This window comes from Nocardia sp. NPDC049149 (genome assembly GCF_043197455.1).
In the GTDB taxonomy this organism is placed as follows: domain Bacteria; phylum Actinomycetota; class Actinomycetes; order Mycobacteriales; family Mycobacteriaceae; genus Nocardia.
Genome location: NZ_JBICTD010000010.1, coordinates 22,756 through 43,069, shown reverse-complemented (window position 1 = coordinate 43,069; position 20,314 = coordinate 22,756). Strand labels below are relative to the sequence as shown.

14 protein-coding genes are annotated in these 20,314 nt (G+C 66.8%); 7 read left to right on the top strand and 7 right to left on the bottom strand.

Features of this window, described 5'->3' with window-relative positions; all coding sequences use genetic code 11:
• Window positions 1-293: 293 nt before the first annotated feature.
• From ACGFNJ_RS33555 to ACGFNJ_RS33545, 3 genes are all read left to right on the top strand, one after another.
• Complete coding sequence (locus tag ACGFNJ_RS33555) at window positions 294-830, top strand: hypothetical protein (RefSeq protein ID WP_393457577.1); 537 nt, start codon at window positions 294-296, stop codon at window positions 828-830.
• A gap of 187 nt (window positions 831-1,017) precedes the next feature.
• The gene (locus ACGFNJ_RS33550; protein ID WP_393457574.1) at window positions 1,018-1,416 is read left to right on the top strand and encodes a PPOX class F420-dependent oxidoreductase; all 399 of its coding nucleotides are present in this window, start codon (window positions 1,018-1,020) and stop codon (window positions 1,414-1,416) included.
• Window positions 1,417-1,728: 312 nt separating this feature from the next.
• On the top strand, window positions 1,729-2,667 hold the full coding sequence (locus ACGFNJ_RS33545; protein ID WP_393458464.1) for an alpha/beta hydrolase: 939 nt from the start codon (window positions 1,729-1,731) through the stop codon (window positions 2,665-2,667).
• 36 nt (window positions 2,668-2,703) lie between these two features.
• On the opposite strand, the gene ACGFNJ_RS33540 is transcribed toward ACGFNJ_RS33545, so the two are convergent.
• Window positions 2,704-3,915 (bottom strand): hypothetical protein, encoded by a 1,212-nt coding sequence (locus ACGFNJ_RS33540; RefSeq protein ID WP_393457571.1) that lies wholly within the window; start codon window positions 3,913-3,915, stop codon window positions 2,704-2,706.
• Between the two features lie 229 nt (window positions 3,916-4,144).
• Between ACGFNJ_RS33540 and ACGFNJ_RS33535 the strand changes: the two genes are divergently transcribed.
• From ACGFNJ_RS33535 to ACGFNJ_RS33525, 3 genes are all read left to right on the top strand, one after another.
• The gene (locus tag ACGFNJ_RS33535) at window positions 4,145-4,306 is read left to right on the top strand and encodes a hypothetical protein (protein WP_393457568.1); all 162 of its coding nucleotides are present in this window, start codon (window positions 4,145-4,147) and stop codon (window positions 4,304-4,306) included.
• A 65-nt stretch (window positions 4,307-4,371) separates the two neighbouring features.
• Window positions 4,372-5,604 carry an MFS transporter gene (locus ACGFNJ_RS33530; RefSeq protein WP_393457565.1) on the top strand — a complete coding sequence of 411 codons (1,233 nt, stop codon included), beginning with the start codon at window positions 4,372-4,374 and terminating at the stop codon, window positions 5,602-5,604.
• A 55-nt stretch (window positions 5,605-5,659) separates the two neighbouring features.
• Window positions 5,660-6,196 (top strand): hypothetical protein, encoded by a 537-nt coding sequence (locus tag ACGFNJ_RS33525; protein ID WP_393457562.1) that lies wholly within the window; start codon window positions 5,660-5,662, stop codon window positions 6,194-6,196.
• A gap of 30 nt (window positions 6,197-6,226) precedes the next feature.
• Here ACGFNJ_RS33525 and ACGFNJ_RS33520 read toward each other — a convergent pair whose 3' ends face one another.
• Both ACGFNJ_RS33520 and ACGFNJ_RS33515 read right to left on the bottom strand, forming a co-directional pair.
• Window positions 6,227-7,234 carry a peptidoglycan DD-metalloendopeptidase family protein gene (locus ACGFNJ_RS33520; RefSeq protein WP_393457559.1) on the bottom strand — a complete coding sequence of 336 codons (1,008 nt, stop codon included), beginning with the start codon at window positions 7,232-7,234 and terminating at the stop codon, window positions 6,227-6,229.
• A gap of 113 nt (window positions 7,235-7,347) precedes the next feature.
• Window positions 7,348-9,531 (bottom strand): hypothetical protein, encoded by a 2,184-nt coding sequence (locus ACGFNJ_RS33515; RefSeq protein ID WP_393457556.1) that lies wholly within the window; start codon window positions 9,529-9,531, stop codon window positions 7,348-7,350.
• Between the two features lie 311 nt (window positions 9,532-9,842).
• Here ACGFNJ_RS33515 and ACGFNJ_RS33510 point away from each other — a divergent pair, with 311 nt between their 5' ends.
• Entirely contained in the window at window positions 9,843-12,410 is a 2,568-nt protein-coding gene (locus ACGFNJ_RS33510; RefSeq protein WP_393457553.1) for a LuxR C-terminal-related transcriptional regulator, read from the top strand.
• Window positions 12,411-12,469: 59 nt separating this feature from the next.
• Here ACGFNJ_RS33510 and ACGFNJ_RS33505 read toward each other — a convergent pair whose 3' ends face one another.
• From ACGFNJ_RS33505 to ACGFNJ_RS33490, 4 genes are all read right to left on the bottom strand, one after another.
• On the bottom strand, window positions 12,470-14,050 hold the full coding sequence (locus ACGFNJ_RS33505) for a hypothetical protein (protein WP_393457550.1): 1,581 nt from the start codon (window positions 14,048-14,050) through the stop codon (window positions 12,470-12,472).
• A 301-nt stretch (window positions 14,051-14,351) separates the two neighbouring features.
• The gene (locus ACGFNJ_RS33500) at window positions 14,352-18,470 is read right to left on the bottom strand and encodes a hypothetical protein (RefSeq protein ID WP_393457547.1); all 4,119 of its coding nucleotides are present in this window, start codon (window positions 18,468-18,470) and stop codon (window positions 14,352-14,354) included.
• Entirely contained in the window at window positions 18,463-19,332 is an 870-nt protein-coding gene (locus ACGFNJ_RS33495; RefSeq protein ID WP_393457544.1) for a hypothetical protein, read from the bottom strand. Before ACGFNJ_RS33495 ends, ACGFNJ_RS33500 begins: the two co-directional genes overlap by 8 nt.
• Window positions 19,333-19,426: 94 nt before the next feature.
• A complete protein-coding gene (locus tag ACGFNJ_RS33490) occupies window positions 19,427-20,092 on the bottom strand; it encodes a DUF4232 domain-containing protein (RefSeq protein ID WP_393457541.1) in 666 nt (221 codons plus the stop codon).
• Window positions 20,093-20,314 lie beyond the last annotated feature (222 nt).

Here is a 20,314-nt window from a genome sequence, read left to right as displayed (position 1 = left end):
TATCGGATCTCTGATGCCGCTGATCGTAGGTGCGGTCGCGGTCGGTCACCTTTAAGTATTGCCAGGCTTGGGTATACCGATGCGAACCGAGTACTTACCGATGCGGCTGCCGGGCCGTCGGGATAAAGATCTTGCCATCACCTGTCGGGGGCGAGAAAGTACCGAGGTCGGCCATGTTTGCTGGATGGTATGAGGAATTCGTTGGCAGCCAACAGTATCCGGCGCTCGAAGCGCGTCGCGAGCTACCGCTGGTAACCCAATTGGTACTTACGGCAGAGGGGTCGACGACCTTGATGCTCCGTACCCTTGCGAGGTCGGAGATCGTTGCCGAACCTTTGCTGGCCCGCAGTCAGCCGATCCCTATCAACGACTGTCCCGAGCTCGAAGAAGTGTTCGGCGACCACAAAGCTCTCGCGGTACGTCGATCCAGGCTACGCAACAGCGCAGGCATGATCGTCAGCGAAAACCTGATCACCTATCGACGAGTCGACCGGGAAGCTCTGATTCCCCTCGGCGACCAACCATTCGGGCTGCATGTTCGCGAACGTGGCATGTTCGAACGACGGCGCATTTTCCGAACAGGTGTCACCCTTGCCACCTTCGGTGCGCTGCCTGCCGACTCGGCCGGACGGGTGTATGAGATCTCGTTCTCCACTGGACAGAGCGTTCTCGTCCACGAGGTCTTCGCCCCCGATCTGCTGCCCACTCGCGAGGGCAGGACGGTATCGCCGATCGCCCAACCTGCTCAACCGGAGACAAGCGCGGGGCGCGAGCTGGTACCGCAGTCGCCAACACCGGTCGGAGCCACGAAACTCGTTGTGCCACAGTGACAAGTTCGGGGGCTGTGGCACGATGAGGCGCCGCGGTCGGCCATGGCGGCCAGTACGCGTAACTCGCGTGCTGGCCGCCTGATATGTCTGCGCCCCTGCGGGTTCCGGCCCACCTACCCGCTGTGCTCACGCTGGAGGAGGTGCGGTTTGATGATCATGCAACTGTGCACCGAGAGCGGAGGTACCTATGACCGAGATCCCAGAGAAGGTCCGCGATCTGCTGGAACGCCCGATCTACGCGAGCCTCGGCACCACGAGGCCGAACGGCGCCCCGCAGGTGAACCCGATGTGGTTCGTGTGGGACGGCGAGTTCATCTGGTTCACGCACACCAACTACCGGCAGAAGTTCAAGAACGTCGCCGACGAGCCTCGGGTATCGATCTCGATCTTCGATCCGGACGACCCGTACCGCTACATCGAGGTCCGTGGTGTGGTCGACCACATCGACGAGGACCCCGACGGCGCGCTCTACACCCGCTTGTCCGAGCGGTACGCCAACGGTCCGGTGGTGCCTCCGGACGCCAAGGACCGCGTGGCCATCGCCGTCCGGCCGACCGGCGTTTCGGGCTCCGCCCTCCGCGACTAGGCGGTCCGTCGCCACTTCGGCCGCGCCGATCCGAGTACCGCCGTCGAACGGGACATCGCAGAGCCGGGACCGGCGTGCCACCTCTGCTATGTCCCGTTCGGGCACCGCCCAGGGCGATTGCTGCGCGCGGGACCAATCCTCGGGCGGCGGCGATGCGAATCTCCTTCGCTGCCGGCGTCGGCAGCCGCCGAAAGGCGTGGTGCACGTCGCAGGTACCGGAGGGCAATCTTGAGAACAAAGCGATCGACACACACTGCGCTAGTGCGAGGGCTCCTCGTCGGGGCGCTCGCGGCCGCGGGCCTGGTCGGCACGATGGGTACTGCCACCGCGGCGCCCGGCGTCGTCTCGGTGGAGGACGTGAACGATCGGCAACAGAACGTGCTGGTGTTCTCGCCCGCGATGAACCGGCCGATCCCGGTGCAGATCATCCGTGCCGCGGACCGGGCGACGCCGCGGCCGACGATGTACTTGCTCAACGGCTCCGGCGGTGGCCCGAACGAGAGCGGATGGGATGTGCAGACCGATGCCGTGAATTTCTTGCGCGGCAAGGACATCAACGTCGTGACCCCGTTCGGCGGCGCCAACTCCTACTACACCGACTGGGTACGCACGGATGCCGTGCTCGGCTTCAACAAGTGGCAGACGTTCCTCAACGAGGAGCTGCCTCCGGTCATCGAGGAGTTCTTGGGGGCCAACGGAAATCGAACGTTGGTCGGTGTGTCGATGAGCGGCACCTCGGTCCTGAACCTGGCGATCGCCAAGCCCGGCTTCTGGAACAATGTGGCGTCCTTCAGCGGTTGCGCGCAGACGTCGGACCCGATCGGCCAGGAGTTCGTCCGGCTCACGGTCGAAAACTGGGGTGGCGGACAGAGTGTCGAGAATATGTGGGGTCCGCGCAACGGGCCGCTGTGGCGGGTCAACGATCCGCTGGTCAACGCGGACAGGCTGCGGGGGACCGCCGTCTACTTGACTACGGGCAGCGGCATCGCGGCGGCTCCGCATGACACACCGAGCGATCGGCGAGTGCAGGAGGGCCGGATTCCGCTGCCGGTGCAGATCGCGTTCGGCGGGCCGATCGAAGCGGCAATTCGTTTCTGCACAGTGAATTTGGCGAACCGGCTGCATGAGCTGAATATCCCGGTCACGGTGGACGATCGCCCGGTCGGCACCCATTCGTGGGGCTACTGGGAAGACGACTTGCACCGTTCCTGGCCGTTCCTGGCTCAGTCGGTAGGCAGCCACATGAACTGAAACCACTGGTGCACAGCAGAGTTAGCTCGATTGCGTTCAGGTGGTGATCGCGATATCGGCGCCACTGAAGAGGAGGTCGGGACGGCGGCGGCCGATTGTCGGTATCAGCTCGGCGTGCGGAATTTGCGCGTGTAGTTCCCTGAGGAACACCGCGATCGCCAACGTGGCCAACTGTTTTCCGGGGCAGACGTGGCGGCCGATGCCGAAGGTCAACGGCAGCTTGCCCTTACCGTGCAGATTCCACAGGTCGGGGAACGCCGCGGTGTCCCGGTTGGCCGCCGCGAACAACGCGAGAATCGGTCCTGGCGGGAGTGTAGTGCCACTGGGCAAGGTGATCGCTTCGTCAGCGCGGCGTTTCCATGCCACCAGTCCTGGATCGAGGTGCATCAGCTTGATCGCCACGCTGCCCGCCTGATGCGGATCGGCGAGCAGGCTCCACCAGGCCCGATCCGGTGCGGAAAGTAGCCGCTGTAGCCCTTGCTGGATGGTCCCGCTAACTGTATGCACTCCTGCCGCAAGCGAATTCGCCATGGCGGAGATCGCGACTCGGCGGGGCAACTCCGCCTCCCGTAATCGGCGTGCGAAGCCGGAACCGTGCGCGACGGTGCGGGCCGAGATGGTGAACAGCCAGCCGAGCGCGTCCACTGCCGCACCGAGCTCACGACCGTGCATCCGCCGACCGAGCAGGCCGGACTGAGCGCTGCTCCAGATCGCGACATTCGGCCAGGACTGCGGTGGCAGGCCGACCGCTTCGCCGGTGACCCGGGCCGCGTAGGCGATCGACAGGGCCGTCACATCGAGTTCGGCTCCGGGATCGAGCTCGTCAAGCGCGGCGTGGAAATGCGCGGACATGGCTGCTTCGCGTGCGTGGCGTTGGCCTGCCGGGATCGTGAAATGGCCGTCGGCACCCGACATCGTGTCCCGCACCCTCTTGTGTAGTCCCAGGTCGGTCAAGTTCGCGGTGGCCTTGGCCGGTGGCGGAAGCAGGTGCCGCAGGAAGGGCGGTATCGCCGAGGCGGTCGTCGCGATCCGCGAGTATCCGACCAACGGGTCCAAGGAGTTGGCGGTGCTGACACCCCGCAGCACGGCCTCGAGCACCGTGCGAACGTCGTCGTACTTCCAGATCATGCGCAGTCCGGACGGATGCAGGTAGCTCGGCTCGCCCCACTCGTGCAGCCGCCGATATCGCTCGTCCCGCGCGGCGAAGGACAGCTCGTTGGGGGTAACCCCGGCAAACGGAAAATCCATGACGCTAAACCCTGCTCAATGACACCTCATCTTTTCCGAATTCTGCGGTATCCCCAACTCTGGGGATCTTTCAGCAAATAGAGAGCAGCGATCGGGCGAGTGGACAGCTACCGGCGATGCCGCCCGACGATACGAGTTGGGCGATCTCGGCTACCCGACCGAAGTGGCGTAGTTATTGCATCGCTGAGATGCGAGCGTCAATAGAAAAACAAAGAAGGAGTGGAGTTCGATGCGAACAAGCGATGGAAAACGCGGCTACTCGGCGCTGGAACCTTCCGAAGATTACCCTGAATTCGAGACAAAAATCGCAGGCCATTTGCGCGTCGCCAAGGTCGACGCGAACCTGGAGCCGAGCGATGGCGTAAGTGAAAGGCCGGACGAGGGAAAGTAATTCCCCATGGGACCCGCCGAGCAATCGGCGGGTCCTTCCGCGCCTATGTGACAGGAGCTGGCCCCGTGTCGACGGTGGAACACCCGCCATCGGGCGAGCCGCCGCTCGATCCCGGTCGATCGGCTGAATCGGCACCCGCAGGCCTCGCCGCCTATCGCCTGGTGCTCGGTCTGCCCGGCGTCCGATCGCTGCTCACCGTCGCGTGCATCGCACGATTCCCGCCGACCGCGACCCTGATCGCGTTGACCCTGCACGCCGTGGTCAACCTCGATCGCAGCTATTACGAAGCGGGCGTTGTTGCCGCGCTGTACATCACCGGCCGCGCCATCGGCTCACCGCTGATGGGATTGCTGCTCGACCGGCGCGGCCTGCACACCATGCTTGCTGTCACCACTGGCGCCCAGCTTCTTGTCTGGACGGCATTGCCGCGGTTCACCTTTCCGGTGCTGCTCGTCGGCGTGTTCACGATCGGGGTACTCGCCCTTCCGGTTTCCTCGCTGGTGCGTCAAGCTATCGGCGTCATCGTGCCGAGTAGGCACCAACGCCCGGCTTTCGCGGTCGACGCCATCGCGGTCGACGTTGTCCACATCATCGGCCCGGCCGTCGGCACCTTGCTGATCCTGCAGCTCGCACCGGGAATTGCGCTCCGGTTGATCGGAATATGCTGGGGTGCAGCTGGTTTCGCGCTTTGGCGGCTGAACCCGCCGATGCGGGTCGGGACCGCGACAGCAGTGCGAACGGGTCGACGACGCATCGCGCACTGGCTCACGCCCGGCCTCGGTGCGGTGTTCCTGTCCGCCTCCACCAGAGCGTTTCTGGTGTACAGCACCGAACTGTCACTCATCGCCGGGCTCCAATCAGCCGGGCAGGCGGACTATCTCACCATCGTGTACGCCGCCTGGTGTGTTGCCGCGGTGGCAGGCGGCCTCGGCTACGGCACGGTGCCGCGGCATCCGGGTCTGTTCACACTCATTGCCGCGCTTGCCATGACCACATTTCCGCTCGGCCTCGCCACCCATTGGTGGGTCTATCTGATCCTGCTGGTACCGGCCGGACTCTTCAGTGCGCCGCCGATCGCCTCGGGTTCGCAAAGACTCAGTGAGCTGGCGCCCGACGATTCGCGAGGGGTCATCAGCGGGCTGTACGACTCGTCGATCGCGATCGGCGCCGGCGTCGCCGCGCCACTCGCCGGGCTGCTGATCGACGGTACGTCGCCGCAGGTGGCCATCAGCGTGATCGCGGTCTGCGGTTTCGTTCTCGCCGGCGCCGGGAGCGTGCTGGCCCGCCAGAGCCGATAGGGTGCCTGCCGCGTGTCGCTGCGGTGTTGCTCGATCGGGCTGTGAGGATTGGGCCATGTCCAGGGACACTCCCGGCGAGGCAGCACGACCTCGCGCAAGGCAGTCCGAACGCGACACTCCATCGACGACATCCGGCGGTCTGCCTGCGCAGGCCAGAGCCGAGATCGCGCATCCGCACCGCGCGCCGTCCACCGCGGTGGAGGCGCTGGGAATCGCCTGCGGACACCAGGTTCCGGCCGTGCAGGTGTACGTGTTCGCCGACCTCGACGGTCGCTTGCGGGCACGTGGCTGGGCATTCCACCGTTTCCATTCGGGGCCCGAAGTGCTCACGTGGTGCTACCCGCCTTCCGATCTCGGCGAAGCTCACCTCGACAGGGGTCTCGAGCCGATCACCACGATCGTGGCGACCCTCGACCGGTCGCTACCGACCGATCACGTCGCCGACTGCGCGATCGAGGTGCTGCTGGCGGGCGCACCGCACGGGCACGGACTCCGCACCGGCCTGGCCGGCCTGCACGACCACTTGGACAGCATCGAAAGCTCGCACCAGCACATCACCCTTCCGTTCGCGCGAGCGCGTGTGTCCAGCTGAACATTTCGGACGAAAGCCAGCGAGGTCCGGTCAGGCGCGCAGGCCGTTGGCCGCCAGATACTCCTCCGGGTCGACGGCCTTGCCGCCGCGGCGGACCTCGTAGTGCAGGTGCGGGCCGGTGGAGTCGCCGGTCGATCCGACGGCGCCGATGACGGTGCCCGCTGTGATCTGCTCGCCGACGTTGACCTTGATGCTGCCCGCGAGCTGGTGCGCGTAGAGGGTTTCGGTGCCGTCGGCGGATCGGACGCGCACCAGCTGGCCGTAGCCATCGCCTTTGTCGCTCGCTTGAACGACGACGCCGTCGGTGACCGCGTAGATCGGCGTGCCTGCCGGCGCGGCCAGGTCCATGCCGTTGTGCGACTTGCCCCACCGCGGGCCGAAATGCGAAGTCACGGTGTAGGTTCCCGGCGCCAGCGGCAGCCGGGCCCGCCCGTCGCCGAGAATCGGCGGACCTGGCCGGTTGATCGCCGGGGCAGCCGACACCGGGGTGCGCTGCCGGGGCGGCGCCGAAACCCGTTGTGACGGTGGTGGTCCGGGGAACTGGCGGGTGAGCTGATTCACCGTTTCCCTGGAGCCTCCTGCGTTGGCCTGCCCGTTGCGCACGATGGTCTGCGCCCTGTCCAATGCGCCGGTGAGTATCCCGTTGATCTGCTGCTGGCCGAGCGGGGTGTCGGCGGCCGGACCGAGTGCGGCGATTTGATCGCAGGCCTCCCGGATGATCCGGTAGATCGCGAGCTGGTCCGTGCGGTTGGCTTTGGTCAATTGGTCCATCTGCTCGGCGAGCCCGGCATCCAGGCCCTTGAACTTGCCCGCCGTGCTGCCGAGCACCCCGGTTTGCTGCTTGGCGGCATCGGCAGCGGTTCCGGACCCGTCGACCTTTTGGTCGCGCACCGCGACCGCGGTCGGGTCGACCGGTATACCGCCCGTGCCGTACGTGTCGGCCAAGGCCACCAGCGCGCCGAGCGCCCCGCGATTCGCCTCGGACAGACCCCCGACGACGGGTGTGACCAGGTCTGTTGCCGATCCGCCAGTCACCATCGCCTCCGCACGTTCAGCCCATCGACACGTCCGGCCCTTCGCCGTGGGCCAGGTGTTCATTGTTACCCGTCCCGACGAGGCGATTTCCCACTGTTGGGACGGGCGAACCTGATCTACCAGGTCGGACGGACGGTGATCGCGGCGCGGTCTGCGAGGTCGATGGTCAGGTCGGCCCTGCCGCGGTCGTCGGCGCGGACGATGGCATCGATGCCGCCGAGTACCGCGTACTCGCGTTGTGGCACAAGCTGATCGATCCGGACAGTGAACCGGCCCGGTTGGTGCCCTTGACGGAACACCGCGTCGAGTCCGGCGCCGTCGGTGACCGCCTTGGCGACCAGGACCGCCGGATACGGCACCGCAACGATCCGCGGACCACGCGTCCACGCTGCCGGACGCGGCACGGTCATCATGTCGGTGAGCGCGTAGGGCCTGCCGAGCCCTCCGAGGCCGAGCATGCCGTTGGCGTGCACGGATGCTCGTTCGAAGCTCCAGACGCCGGGTTGCCGCGGGTCGGGCGCGAACCGCAGTTGCCGGGACGCCTCGGCCCAGAGGGTGGCCCACGATTCAGGCTCGCCGGATTCCTGCGCGAGCAGCAGGCCCGCCGCCAGCGGTTCGGCGTTGGTCGGCGCGCCGGATCCCCAATCGGCCGCCGTCGGCGCCTCCCTCCCGCCCGAGGTCGGGATCAGGTAGGCGTCGGTGTCGAGCCACTCGTGCCGCAGGATTTCCCATGCGCGCCAGGCGAGTTCGGGCAGCAGCGGGCTCACGAACGCCGCGATGGCCGCGGTCGACGCTGGCCCGCGGAATCCGCGAGCGGACAGTCCGGCGCCGGAGACGAGGAAGGCGATGATGTCGCCGTCGGCGGCGGTGAACTCGGTGGCGAGCCGGTGGCGCAGCCGGGCGGCGAGGTCGGCGGCGTGCCGGGTGCCGTTCAGTGCGTCGAGCACCGCAACGCCTGCGGCGGCAACGGCATTGCAGTACGGGAAGACCAGGCCGTGGGTGCGGCCGCGGCCGACCGGCACCGGTTCGCACGCCCACAGGCACAGTTCGCTGCCGAAGTTGCGAAGGACGATGTCGTTGATGGCGCAATGGTGGTAGTCGGTGGCCGCCTGCGGTGGTCGTTCGAACCGGAACGCTTCCGTGTGCTCGAACCTGTCGTCGCCGGTCGCTTGGCGGAACATGGCGAGCTGCAGGTTGAGGTATCCGGTGAACATGATGTTCTGCGGCACGTCGATCGGATCGGCGCGGCGGAGCCGGAAGTCCCAGTTCCCCAACAGGTTCTGTCGATACCAGTAGCCCCAGACCCGCGGGTCTTGCATGCGGGCGAACAGGTCGAGTTGGGCCTGGTGCGGCGCGCCCAAGTACGCGGGCGCGTGCGAGTAGCCGAACATCGACAGCGCCCAGCCGATGGCGTTGAGTTGATAGCGGTACTGCTGGAGCGGACCTGGCCCGTCGTCGTCGAAGCCGTCCCAGCTGTCGAGTGGTTGCATGGCGAGGCTGGTCAGGTAGCGGTGCAGGCGGAGCTGGTCGACACTCGCCTCGGTGACGGTGGGCAGCGCCCGATGTCGAAGGGGGAGCGGGGCGGTGCGCACCGGCTGGTGTCGCTCAGTACGTCGTTGCGCGAGATATTGTTCCCGCTGCTTGCCGACGCGGTACGCGGCCCGATGCCGGAATTGCTCGCGCACAACGATGCTCAGTGTGGCAGCGATCGCCACGCACGGCGCCGCCCACGATATCCAGGCCAGCGGAAGCGGGTGCCCCTCGGTCGAGTGCGTCAGCAGCGCACCGAGAATCGCCGTGGTGATCACGATCGCGGGCAAGGTGACATAGTCGGAGCGCGCGATGGCACGAAACATGAAGGCCCACAAGGAGAGCGCCGCGACAATCAGGAAACCTGCGATGTGCCCGGCCACCGTGAGCACGGCCGGTGCGATCAACACGGCCCACACCAGGGCCGCCGCTGCAACGACCACAAGCAGGCTCGCGACGATCCGCCGCTTCCACAGCGCCCCACCGAGAGCGGCGATCCCGACAACCAGCACCAGCGCGTGCACGGCAACCGAACCGGCCGCGTGGTGGTGTTGCGCAGACAGCGAATAGAGCACGCCTGCACCGGGAATGGACAGCCCGGCCGTGAACGCGCGCCATGGGGCGGCGAGGTCGAGCAGGTTCGGCACCGTCGCCAGCACCGTCCAGAACGCGAGCGAAACCGCTAAGGTCCGGCGCCAGGCTCGAGCGGTGATCGGTCCGCGCAACCGCGGTGCGGCGTCCTGTGTCGCAGTGTCGCGCACACTCGTCATAGTTCTTCCCGCATTGGAGCGGCGGCGTCGCGGAGCAATTCGAGATAGGCCGCATATTCGAGCGGTCGGTGCCCTACTGCCGGTTGTCTGCTGTCGGGGCGACCGGCTCGTCGGAGCGCGCTCGCGAGGCGCGGCCCGAGAATCAGCACGAGCCCGGAGAGCAGCACGCAGCACATCATGACGGTTTCTCCTCAGCACGGTTGGCCTTGCAGGTGCACAGGTAGTTCAACGTTGGTCTAGTTGGTGGGCGGCGTGCATCAGTAGGCCGATCGGTACGAAAATCGCGCCGTGGCGGACTAGTGTCCGTGAACATGGGTGCTCGAGACCATTCCGAGAGACCCGGCTCGACACCGGGTCCGGACGCGTTCGTCGGACGACAGCCGGAGCTGGACCACATCATCACGCTCCTGCTGCGCTCGTGGCGCCTGATCACGCTGGTCGGCCCCGGCGGTATCGGCAAGACCCGGTTGGCATCCGAAGCCGTCGTCCGATTCCAGCGAAGCACCGGCGTCGCGGTCCACTGGGTGCGGTTGGCGCGCTTGGCCGCCGGTACCGACGCGACCGCGGTGGCCGAACAGATCGCGCATGCGGTGATGGAAACCGACTTCTCGGGTCGCTCGGCGTGGGAGGCGATCGTCGACGCGCTCGGCGGCGGCGAATCCGCCGAGCAGGTGGTGTTGGTGCTGGACAACTGTGAGCATGTGCTGGACGGCGTCGGCAGCGTCGTCCACACGTTGACGGCCGCGCTGCCGAACGTGAGCATCGTTGCCACCAGCAGACAATCGATCGGATGGGTCGACGAACAGCTGGTTCCGGTGCCGCCGCTGTCGCGTGAGCAGGGCGTCGCGCTGTTCCGGTTGCGTTCGGAATTGACCGGCCGCTCCGTGAGCTATCCGGATCGGGACGAGATGATGGCGCAGATCTGCCATCACGTGAACAACCATCCGCTCTATATCCGCCTCGCCGCAGCACGTTTGGTGCGTGAGCCGCTGCCGATGATCCTGCGCGAACTCAGCGGCGATGCACCCGACGACCGGCGCATGCGGTGGGCGGATGGGCCGAGGGTGGGCGCCGAGGAGCGGCATCGCCGGGTTCGGGACGTCATTTCGTGGTCGTACGAGCTATGTGACGAGCGGCAGCGTGTGCTGTTCGAGCGAATGGCGGTGTTCGCGGCGGGTTACGACCTGAACCAGGAGGATTTCGCCGACGGAACAGGGATCGACGTCGGCGCGGAACGGGAAGCGATCGAGTTCGTCTGCGCCGACCCCGACGAGGGCGTCGACGGCAGTCCAATCGTGTTGCGCAGAGATGATATTCCGCAACTGCTCGACGAATTGGTCGATCAGTCACTGGTTTCGGTGCATCTCAGCCCGACCACGGCCAGGTATTCGCTGCTGGAAAGCATTCGAGTCTTCGCGCAGCAGCGGCTCGAATCGCGGTCGCGAACCGGCGTCGACGAACGCGCCCGGCTCGAGCGCAGGCACAGCGAGTACTACCGAAACAAGGTGGCCGACGCGGCGGCAAACTGGTTCGGCGCCGCGGAACTGGAGTATCTCGATTGGGCGCGGGCGGCGTGGGACAACATCCTGACCGCGATCGATCGCAGCCTGGCCGCGCCGGGGGAGGCGCCGGTCGCCCTCGACATCTGTCATGGTCTGCTCGCGATCCGGTTGCCCTTTCTCGGGTGCTCGTTCCGTGAGATCCGGATGTGGTCCGAGCGGACGCTCGACGCGATGCGCGTCCTGACGCCGGAGCCGACCAGGAATCAGGTCGAGACAACCGCATTGGTGGTCTGGATCGCGCTGTGCCAAGGCATGCGGGCCGACGCGGAGGCGCTGCTAGACGAATGTATGCGGATGTGTCTCGGTGACGGCGCGGCCGGGTGGCGCGAGTCGGCGGAGACCGACCTCGGTGTGCCCGCCTCCGTCGAATTCGCGTGGGGTGTAGATCTTTTGCTTGCGCGAAGTGACCCGAGATCGATCGTCGTGCTGCGCAGATCCGCCGAGAAGTACCGGCGGGACAACGAGGTCGGCGGATCGGTCATGGCCGAACTGTTCGCAGCGTTGGCGGCCGGGGTACTCGGCACCGCGCTCGAGGCGGACACGTTGTCCACGAGATTCCTTGCACGAGTGGAAGGCTCGGCCGCCTCCTGGGTGCATTCGTGGGCGCGGCTGACCCGGGCCGTCGCGCTGAATCGGATCGGTCGGCCCGCGGAGGCATTGCGGACAGGGCGGGAGGCGCTCGGGCATTTGACCGGCATCCGAGACCGGTGGGGCAGTCTGTGGGCGGTCCAGTTCCGCATCTGGTCGCTGGCGCGGTTGATCGAGGGATGGCAGGGCGACAAGGCGAACCGGCAGCGGATGATCGCAGCCGCCACCGAGATCGCGCAGCTCGCCGGTGGCACGACAACCCTGCTCACGAAGACGAACATCGACGTGAGCCGACTCGGTCCGTTTTCGGCGGAAACCACGAAGGCTGTCGCGGTCGGGCAGGCAGTACTCGGTGCGGCGGCGTACACGGCCGCGGAAACCCAGGGTGCTGCGCTGCGGCCGGAACTCGGCGAAGTGCAGTTGCTCGCCATGGGTGCGCTGTCGCTGCATCGGGCGCAGAACGGGTCGGACGGAGAGTGGTCGTCGCTGTCGCCCGCGGAGGCGGAGGTGGCGATTCTGGCGGCGGCCGGCTGGACCAACAACGCGATCGCCGTCCGCCGCGGCATCTCGATGCGCACCGTGGACGCACAGGTCGCGTCGGTGCTGCAGAAGCTGGCGATCACCTCACGCGACGAGATCGTCGATTTCGCGCCGCACGATCTGCGTGAGCGAGTTGCGGCGGAATCCGACCGGTCGCCGGGGCGTCAGCGCCGCCGACGCGGCAAGTAATGTTCAGTGTCGACGATGCTGCTGCACCGCTGGATCCTGCATTAGGTTGCGCGACAAGGCTAATAACCGCGTGGGCCGCGGTTCGGGTCGGCCTGTTGTACCAGCTTGGTGAAGTCGGAAGCGTCGGGGCTCACATGCCTGTCGTTCTGCAGGTATTTGATCGCCGCCGCGGCGTTGGCCACCGGGTCGTAGATGTTGGTGGAGGTGCCGATCTGATGGTGTGCGGCAAATACTTCCGGGATGGTCTGCCAGGGACCTCGTGACGATCTTCCTGGTGCACCGTCGGGTCGTTTAGGGCCAATCGCGTTGGTATCCCAGGTGTTGACCTGATATTTGGGTGAATTGTATTGGGATTCCCGAGAGGCGATGGTGAGCATGCCGCGCATCCAGTTGTCTCGGGCCACCGGATCCGTGATGCCGAGCTTGTCGAGCGCTTGATTGACGAATTGCCGGCAGGCTTCCTCGCCGTGCGCCCACGTGCCTGCGTTGCCGTAGTCGACTTGTTCGGGGGTGAGCGCGCCGGGGTTCGGTACTTTCCCGAGACGTGCCGCGGCTTCTTGGATCTGTTCCTGTGCACCGCGGACCAACTGATAGGAGGCGTCGAGCGCGTCGAAGATTCTCGCGAGGAGCGCCCGTTCCTTCGCTCGATCGAATTGACCCGTGCCCGACATCGAACCTGCTTGCGCTGGAAGGATTCCCGCGGACAATGCGGACGCGGTCTTGGCCATCGAAAGCGGCCCGACAGTGGTCGGTATGCCGTCGGCAGCAGTGAGCGCGCTGTTGAGATCGTGAACGATATTCCTGATGCCGGTCATCGCGTTGGCGGCAATGCCTGCCGTGTCGGCGGTCGCGGTGCCGGTGCGGTTGTTCTGCTGGTGCATCGTTTTCTTGGTCGCGTCGATGTCGCCGATATGCGAGTTGTATGTATCGACCGTGACGGCGTGATCAGGAGACGTGAGGCCGAGATTCTGTAGTAACTGCCAGGGATCGGGGGCCGGCGTCGGTGTCCCAGGAACCATCAACTTGTCTGCGCTCCGGAATGCTTCTTCGCCCATCGCGACGACGTGGCAGAATCCGTTCGAGGCGCCGACGGGGTAGTGCAACCTGATCTCATCGGGTCTATCAGGTGGCGCGAAGAGTGTCGTGAGTATCGTCCGGTTGCTGTCCAGCAGAACCAGGCGGCCGTCATTCGTCACCTGCAGGCCCGCTATCCGACTCTTGTCGAGGTTTGCGAGATCGGCGGACCACAGCGAACCGTAGTTGTTGTCCGTGTAGTGCGGTCGTCCTGCTGCGGTGACGTATCCGTTCAGTGCCAGCCCGTCATCGCCGAGACGGAGGCTCGCGTGCGGATCGGCGGTGCCGTGCTGGTTCGCCAGCCCCTGCGTCCACAGTGTCTTGCCGTTCAGATCGGACAGGCTCACCTGCCCGTTCTTGACCTGCACGCTGAAGTTGCCGTTCGGGGACGTCCGTGTGTCGCCTTCGCGGAGCGAATGTCCTTTGAGCAGTGTGTCATTCGTAGCCGTTGCCGGCGCAGTCTCCAGCGCATTCAGCAGGAGTTGCTTGAAGCCTGCGCCGCCTGGGGCAGGCATCTGCTGCGCTGGAGTTATGGCGCCGGAGTCGGCATTCGCGGGGTAGGTCATGGCGGCACTCGTGTCTGGCCCGTCGGTTTCTCATTCCCATCACTGCGGCTCCGTCGGCTCCAGCGTTGCAGCCGACGAGGTTCGTTGATTGTTTCGCCTCCCCACGCTTGGGGAGGTATGTCGACCTGTCAGCCTGGACGCCCCAGGCCAATTCGGTCAACAAACACGGCTACCACCTTCGCCCGCCTACAGGGCAGCGTCAATGGACCCCCGCAGGTCGCGTTCTTCGCCCGTGCCAGCGACGGCTGGAAGCTGTGCACCGCAACGATTCCCGCACCATGACGGCCCGGTAGCGCCGATTTCAGCGGGGGATGGCCGATCGGATGTCGGGGACCTCGAGTATTGCGAGCCCGTCTCTGTCGCGGACGCAGAGGATGTCGCCGTTGAGGGCGACGGCGCGTGGCGTCGACCGTCGGCGGATCATCAGGAGTGATCGGAGGGCGAGCGGCTCGACGATTCGGATGGTGTCGGAATCGTCGCCGATGACCACCAGTGGGTGCCCGTCGGGCGCCCAGTCGATGCCCAAGGCGGTGACGCGACTATTTCCGTTGCGCGGCACCGGTTCCCACAAGGGCTCGGCGGTGATGGCATCCCAAGTGTGGATGGGCTCGTTTTCGGCGGTCGCCGCCACGATGGGCCGTCCGTCGGGTGTGGTCGCGAACACTGCCGTCACCTCGGCCGGGCGGCCGCCGAACGAGCGGTCCGACATCGGTTCCCCGGTAGTGATGTTCCACAGGGTCAGCGTGGTCTGCGCGCCCTTTTCCGATGCCGACGGCCGCAGCATCGCCAGCGCAAGCACCGTACCGGAACGGCCGCCCGCGAAGCCTTCGATCGTCACTCGGTGGGTGAGGTCGGGCCGGAGTTCGCGGCGGGCCATACTATGCGCCCGGCCCTTGGCATCGATCCGCCACAGCCTGACCTCGCCCGTCCACTGCCGCGCAGCGACGACGAAGGGATCACCCGAGGCGAGCAGGCCGCAGCCAATGGTGTCGACCGGGGAGTCCGCTCGAACCGATTGCGTGACAAGGCGACTGCTGTCCACCTCGAACAGCCGCACCCGCCCTGCGGTGTCTGCGGTGGCGAGCAGCGGTCCGGCGGACCCGGGCCCGAAGCCGATTGCGGCGATGCCGGTGAGGTGCCGGTGGCGGATCGGCCACTCGTCCAGCTGGGTGGTTGTCGCGATGCGCACCTCGCCCGAATCCGTGCCGATCGCAAGGTGGTTCGCCGGACCGAGCGCGAACTCGGGCACTGTGCCGCCCTGTTCCGGCAGGGTCGGCTCGGAGTCGAGGTCCCAGATGCGGACAACCCCCTGCGCATCCGCCGATGCCACGATCGACGATCCGGATCTGGGCAGTGCGACGGCGTGCACCGCGTCGCTGTGACCACGCAGGAGGCGCCCGTCGATCCGGACCTGTCCGTCGCGATATCCGGTCATGAAAACCCTTGTACCCCCGGATATCCCGAAGTCGATCGCGGTCAACCTGCCTTCCCCGGTATGCGCGGTGGCCCGCACGACGCGGCTCTGCAGATCCCAGCAGCGAATCTCGCCGTCGCGGTGCACCACGGCGAGCTCGTGCGAGTCGCCCGTCGGCTCTCGCGAAAATGCCAGGGCCACAATCTTTTCGTGATTGTCACCGGCCAGCTGGCCGACCTCCCTGCCGGAATCCACCGCGAACAATCGGACCAGCCCGCGTCGGTCCCCGGTCGCCAGCAGCAGTTGATCGTCGACCCCGGAACCGACGGCAATCGGCAGCACCCCACCGAAGGCGTCCTTGAAGTCGCGAATCAGCGCGCCCGCGTTCAGGATCGCCCGGGTCCACGGACCGGTTGCCACCGGAACGCGGATCGTGCTGACGGTCTCCTCGGTGCGGGCGTCGGTGACGACAAGCGCCATGGTCTCCCATTGGATGTGTAAGAGGCGGTTGTCCACGCCGACCAGCCGGTCCGCGCCGATGAAATCCCGCGTGCCTGCGACACCGATCGCGTCGACGTGCAGCTGGCCTTCCTGTTCCTCCGGACCTCCGATGGGGCGCCCGGACCGCACGTCCCACACCTCTGCCTCGTCACCGCCGCGAGTGACGGTCAGCAGCAGCGGCCGACCGGCGGGATCGGCCGCGAACGCGAGCTCGGAGATCGCCGAACGGTGCGCGCGGAACGCGAGCACACTGTCGTCGTGGGCCGCCCAGGTGCGCACGGTCCGGTAGGTGGGCGTCAAGGTCGAGGCGGCGAAGAGCTCCGGATCGTCGGCCACGACCGTCGCGGCCTCCGCGAGGTAGGCGAGATTGTCCGCGGGATCCTGGGTGAGCAGCGGGCTCGCGCGCCGGTAACTCCGGATCAGCGGATCGTCGGGCGCCAGCGTGACCAGCACCGGGGCGAGTATCGCCGGGTCGGCAACGGCTGGGTAGTCGGCCTCGGCGAGAAGTACCTCGATCCATTCCGCGCCCGCGTCGCGGGCGTGCTCGGCGAGATAGGTGCGGATGTAGGGGTGTGCGTCGCGCCACGAGCCGGTCGTTCGGGCGCGAGCAAGCAGGGTTTGCACGATCTGTTCGCTGATCCGCGGCACCGGATCAGCGCCGCGCAGGTGCGCGGCGAGCAGCTCGTGGAAGGGCCGGAACACCGACCGGTCGCCGGGTCCGACGTCTTCGATGATGTAGGCCCCTGCGTGGTGCAGTAGCCACCGCACATCGTCGTCGTCGATCGCAGGGCCGCCCTGCACGGCCGCGATTGCCCGCGCCACCGGCACCCAGACGTTCTCCCACGGCAGGCCTGGGCCCTTCGCCCATGCCAACGCCGCCAACAGGATTCGCGCGATCTCCGCACGCGGCCCGAACCGCTGCAGGTCCTCGTCGAATGCCGCCGCCATCGAGGGCGGCACGTCGCCGATCGGCTCGGCGCGCGAGCGCACGGCGAGGGCGAGCGAGCGGGCGATGAAGAACGAATCGGTCTCGGCTGTGGACGCTTTCGCCGCGATCGACTCGGCGACCTCGGCCGTCGACGCCTCCTCGACACCCTGGTAGGCCGTCGTGACGCCCGGTTCGAATGCCGCGACGAGCAGCTGGTGCACGTAGGAGACCAGCGCGCTGCGGTCGCGATACCGCTCGGCGTCGAGATCGACGACCAGTTCCGGGGATACGAGCTGGTCGAGCAGGTGCCTGCGCATGCCGACGGCGACCTTGATCGCCGCCACCTTCGGTAGCGTCTGCAGGAATTCGAGGAGGTCGACCGGAGTGGCCGCCTCGTCGATCGCGTCGACGACCACCCGGTGGGTTGTTGCCGCCTTCGACGAAATCAATTCGGTGAGAATGGCATTCGCCGTCGTGCCCGCCACGCCCAACGATCCGGCGATCGCGGTGGCGACCTGGTTGGTGTTCAGACCGCGCGCGTGCACGCCGATGACCTCGAGCTCCTCGGGCAGCAGCACGCCTGCGCGCAGGATGAGCGGATTCCGTAATCCGGTGCGCAGCAACTCTTCTCGACTGTGCGTGGCGCTGAGCTGAGCAGGCAGGGCGAGCAGTGTCGATTTCCCCGAACCTGGGCTGCCGGTGACGACGGCGATCCCTGGGGCGGGGCTGGTGAGGAAGCCTGCGAGGTCCTCCAGTGCGCGGATGCGGCCGTCTCGGCCGGTGAGGTAGAAGCCGTCGAACTCCGGCCACTGTCGCTGCTCGTCGATGGTGAAGCCTGCGACGTGCGGCTGGAAACCCGGGTTCGGGAAGAACGGCAGCAGTCCGGTCACGCCGCGGCGCGCGGGCGGGAACCAGCGCGCCTCCTGGTCGATTCCGGCGCGGGCGGTGGCGCTGTTGATCTCGCCGACGAGGATCTCGAGGCTCAGATACCGTTGCGAGGGACCGGTTCTGGGGTTGCGCAGGTATTCGCTCAAGGCCTTCGCGAACGCGCCGTCCTGCGCGTACTCGATGGTGTCGGCGCTGGCCATCACCCACAGATTGGCGTTGCCGATGCCCTGCAGCAGGCTGTGCATGCCCTCGATGAGCGCGGAGGTGGAAAAGCAGCAGTCGAAGATGACCAGGACCGCCGGTTGCTCCGCCGCGGGCTCGCCGTACTCGTCCAGGCGCAGGAAGTAGTCCTCCAGCAGCTCCCGCGTCGCGATCGCGGTGGCCGGTAGATCGGATTGTGTGCTGGTGAGCGGCAGGTAGTACTTGTTGTTGAACTGCAGGCCGTGGCCGGTGTAGTAGACGATGACAACCGGCGCCCGGTCCACCGCCCTGCGCAGCGTCGCCAACAGTTGTGCGCGTTCCACGTCGAGCAGGAACCCGTGACCGTCCTCGTCTCTCGGTGAAATACCCAGGGCGCGAAAGGTTTCCACGACCTGCCGCAGCGAGGTCGGCACCCGGTCGAGAGTGTCGAGGTCATCGCGCGCATAGTGCTGGGTGCCGACAGCGACCAGCACCGGCGGGTCAACCAAGGCTCTGCCCGACGGCCGCGCCGGTCGCTGCGGTGTTGAGGTAGCGCTCGACGGCGTGCGGCGCATCCCCGTTCTCGACGAGCTGGTCCAGGACGCCGGAGCCGCCGTCGGCGGGCGGGAACAGCTCGGCGAGCTTCTTGCGCAGCGGCACGACATCGTTGGGCTCGGCGACGTTGACCCATCGTGAAATGCCGTGCGGCCAGACCCCTTTCCCGCCCTGGGGAGCGGGCGTGAGACGGTCGAAGATCAGATTCGGCACCCCGAGTGGCGAGCCGAGGGTGATCAGTGTCTCGACCGACGACTCCGCCGTGCACAGGAACTCATAAGCCACCACCGAGCCGAGCGAATGCCCGACCAGCACCCGGGTGTCCGGACCGACCATTGCCGAAACTCGTTCCAGCACCGTGGCTTTGACCTCCGGCTCGGCCAGGAACCGCACCGCCTGCTTCACATTGCCGATCAACGCCCGCTGCGCCACACCCGCGAACGTGCGCGATTGCAGCAGCTTCGCCACCACGACCTGCAGGGCTGCCCGACCCGGTCCCATCGAGTCCGCGGGCGGGGCGAGTTCCGGCTCGACCCTGAGGGCCTCGTTGTACAGTGCGGTCAACAGCTCGCGCTCGGGACCCGGCCGCACATCGGCGACCGTGAACTGCGGCCCCTGCGATGCCATGGCGCCGGCCGGACGGAACAGGTCGCCGAAGAATGCCACCCGAAGATCGTCTGCCGCGAGCTGGTCGGCCGCCGCGCCATACCCGGCCGCAACCAGCCCGTCGCGCAGCGCGGCGAACCACGCGGCCGCTAACTGATAGCCACCCTTGTACTGCTGCGCGATCCCGTGCACGCCGACCACCACGGCCACTTGATCAGCGTAGAAGCCCGGCGGGGAGCGGTGGTCCGAATGCCCTAAACGAGCATCTCGCGATCGACACCAGCGGCCATGGCGCAGTGCGCGCCTAGATCGGTGTGATCGCCCTGACGATGAGCATGCGCTGTGGGCTCGGGCAGATCAGGCCGTCCCAGGGCAGCCACAGCGACTCGGTGTTGTCGGGCGGGTAGACGCGCAGGGTGCTGGTGCGCAGGGCTGCGCACTCGTTCACCTGCTTGGGGTAGGTGATGAACTCGAACTGCGCTGCCCCGCCCGGTGCGAGCGTGACCGGGGCGGGCTTGGGCGCCTGCGGGCCCTCGTCCCGCACGGCGGCCTCGCCCACCGGGTCACCGCTTGGTCCGTTGGTTTGCGAGACGCCGGGGAATCCTTGCAGGACACAGGTTCGCGAGCTGGAGTTGATGAACTTCAGGAACCAGGTTCCGCCCACCTGGCCGCCGAATCCCTTGTCCAGGATGAGCTGGGCGGTCACGCACTTCGGGAGTGACGGAGGGTCTGCGACGAAGGTTTTGGTCGCGGGCACTTCGGTGGCCTTGGGGACGGTGGCGCCGGGGTCACCCGCCTGCCCCGGTTGGGTAGGCTGCACCGCTTGCGTGGGCGGTACCGCAGGTGCTGAGGGCAGCGGGGTTCGTGTCGCCTGAGGCGTTGTCGGCGCCGACCCGGGGGAGTCGCATCCGCTGGCGATGATGGCGACACCCGCCGCTAGGCCGGCGACGATCAGTGACTTGAACCGCATGAGATCCCCTCGAGTTGTGTACCGCGACCGTTCGCGTACAAGCTGCACATCGAGCAGTGCCAGCCCCTGTTACGTCACTCGTCGGCACGGATCTGCGTAATCGACAGCAAGTCACCGTAGTTCGCCGCAGCATTGCCCGAACCGCGCTGCTCCGGACACCTTCGCGCGAAGTGTTAACGCCGCGCTGCGCGACTCGTGCCCCAGAAAGTGGGGGCCGCCAGT

What these genes read in the sequence shown, in the direction of transcription:
- ACGFNJ_RS33555 (WP_393457577.1), top strand. Translation starts at nt 294, where the DNA reads ATGCTCCGTACCCTTGCGAGGTCGGAGATCGTTGCCGAACCTTTGCTG.
- ACGFNJ_RS33540 (WP_393457571.1), bottom strand. Translation starts at nt 3,915, where the DNA reads ATGGATTTTCCGTTTGCCGGGGTTACCCCCAACGAGCTGTCCTTCGCC.
- ACGFNJ_RS33535 (WP_393457568.1), top strand. Translation starts at nt 4,145, where the DNA reads ATGCGAACAAGCGATGGAAAACGCGGCTACTCGGCGCTGGAACCTTCC.
- ACGFNJ_RS33510 (WP_393457553.1), top strand. Translation starts at nt 9,843, where the DNA reads ATGGGTGCTCGAGACCATTCCGAGAGACCCGGCTCGACACCGGGTCCG.
- ACGFNJ_RS33525 (WP_393457562.1), top strand. Translation starts at nt 5,660, where the DNA reads ATGTCCAGGGACACTCCCGGCGAGGCAGCACGACCTCGCGCAAGGCAG.
- ACGFNJ_RS33515 (WP_393457556.1), bottom strand. Translation starts at nt 9,531, where the DNA reads ATGACGAGTGTGCGCGACACTGCGACACAGGACGCCGCACCGCGGTTG.
- ACGFNJ_RS33545 (WP_393458464.1), top strand. Translation starts at nt 1,729, where the DNA reads ATGGGTACTGCCACCGCGGCGCCCGGCGTCGTCTCGGTGGAGGACGTG.
- ACGFNJ_RS33490 (WP_393457541.1), bottom strand. Translation starts at nt 20,092, where the DNA reads ATGCGGTTCAAGTCACTGATCGTCGCCGGCCTAGCGGCGGGTGTCGCC.
- ACGFNJ_RS33505 (WP_393457550.1), bottom strand. Translation starts at nt 14,050, where the DNA reads ATGACCTACCCCGCGAATGCCGACTCCGGCGCCATAACTCCAGCGCAG.
- ACGFNJ_RS33550 (WP_393457574.1), top strand. Translation starts at nt 1,018, where the DNA reads ATGACCGAGATCCCAGAGAAGGTCCGCGATCTGCTGGAACGCCCGATC.
- ACGFNJ_RS33520 (WP_393457559.1), bottom strand. Translation starts at nt 7,234, where the DNA reads ATGGTGACTGGCGGATCGGCAACAGACCTGGTCACACCCGTCGTCGGG.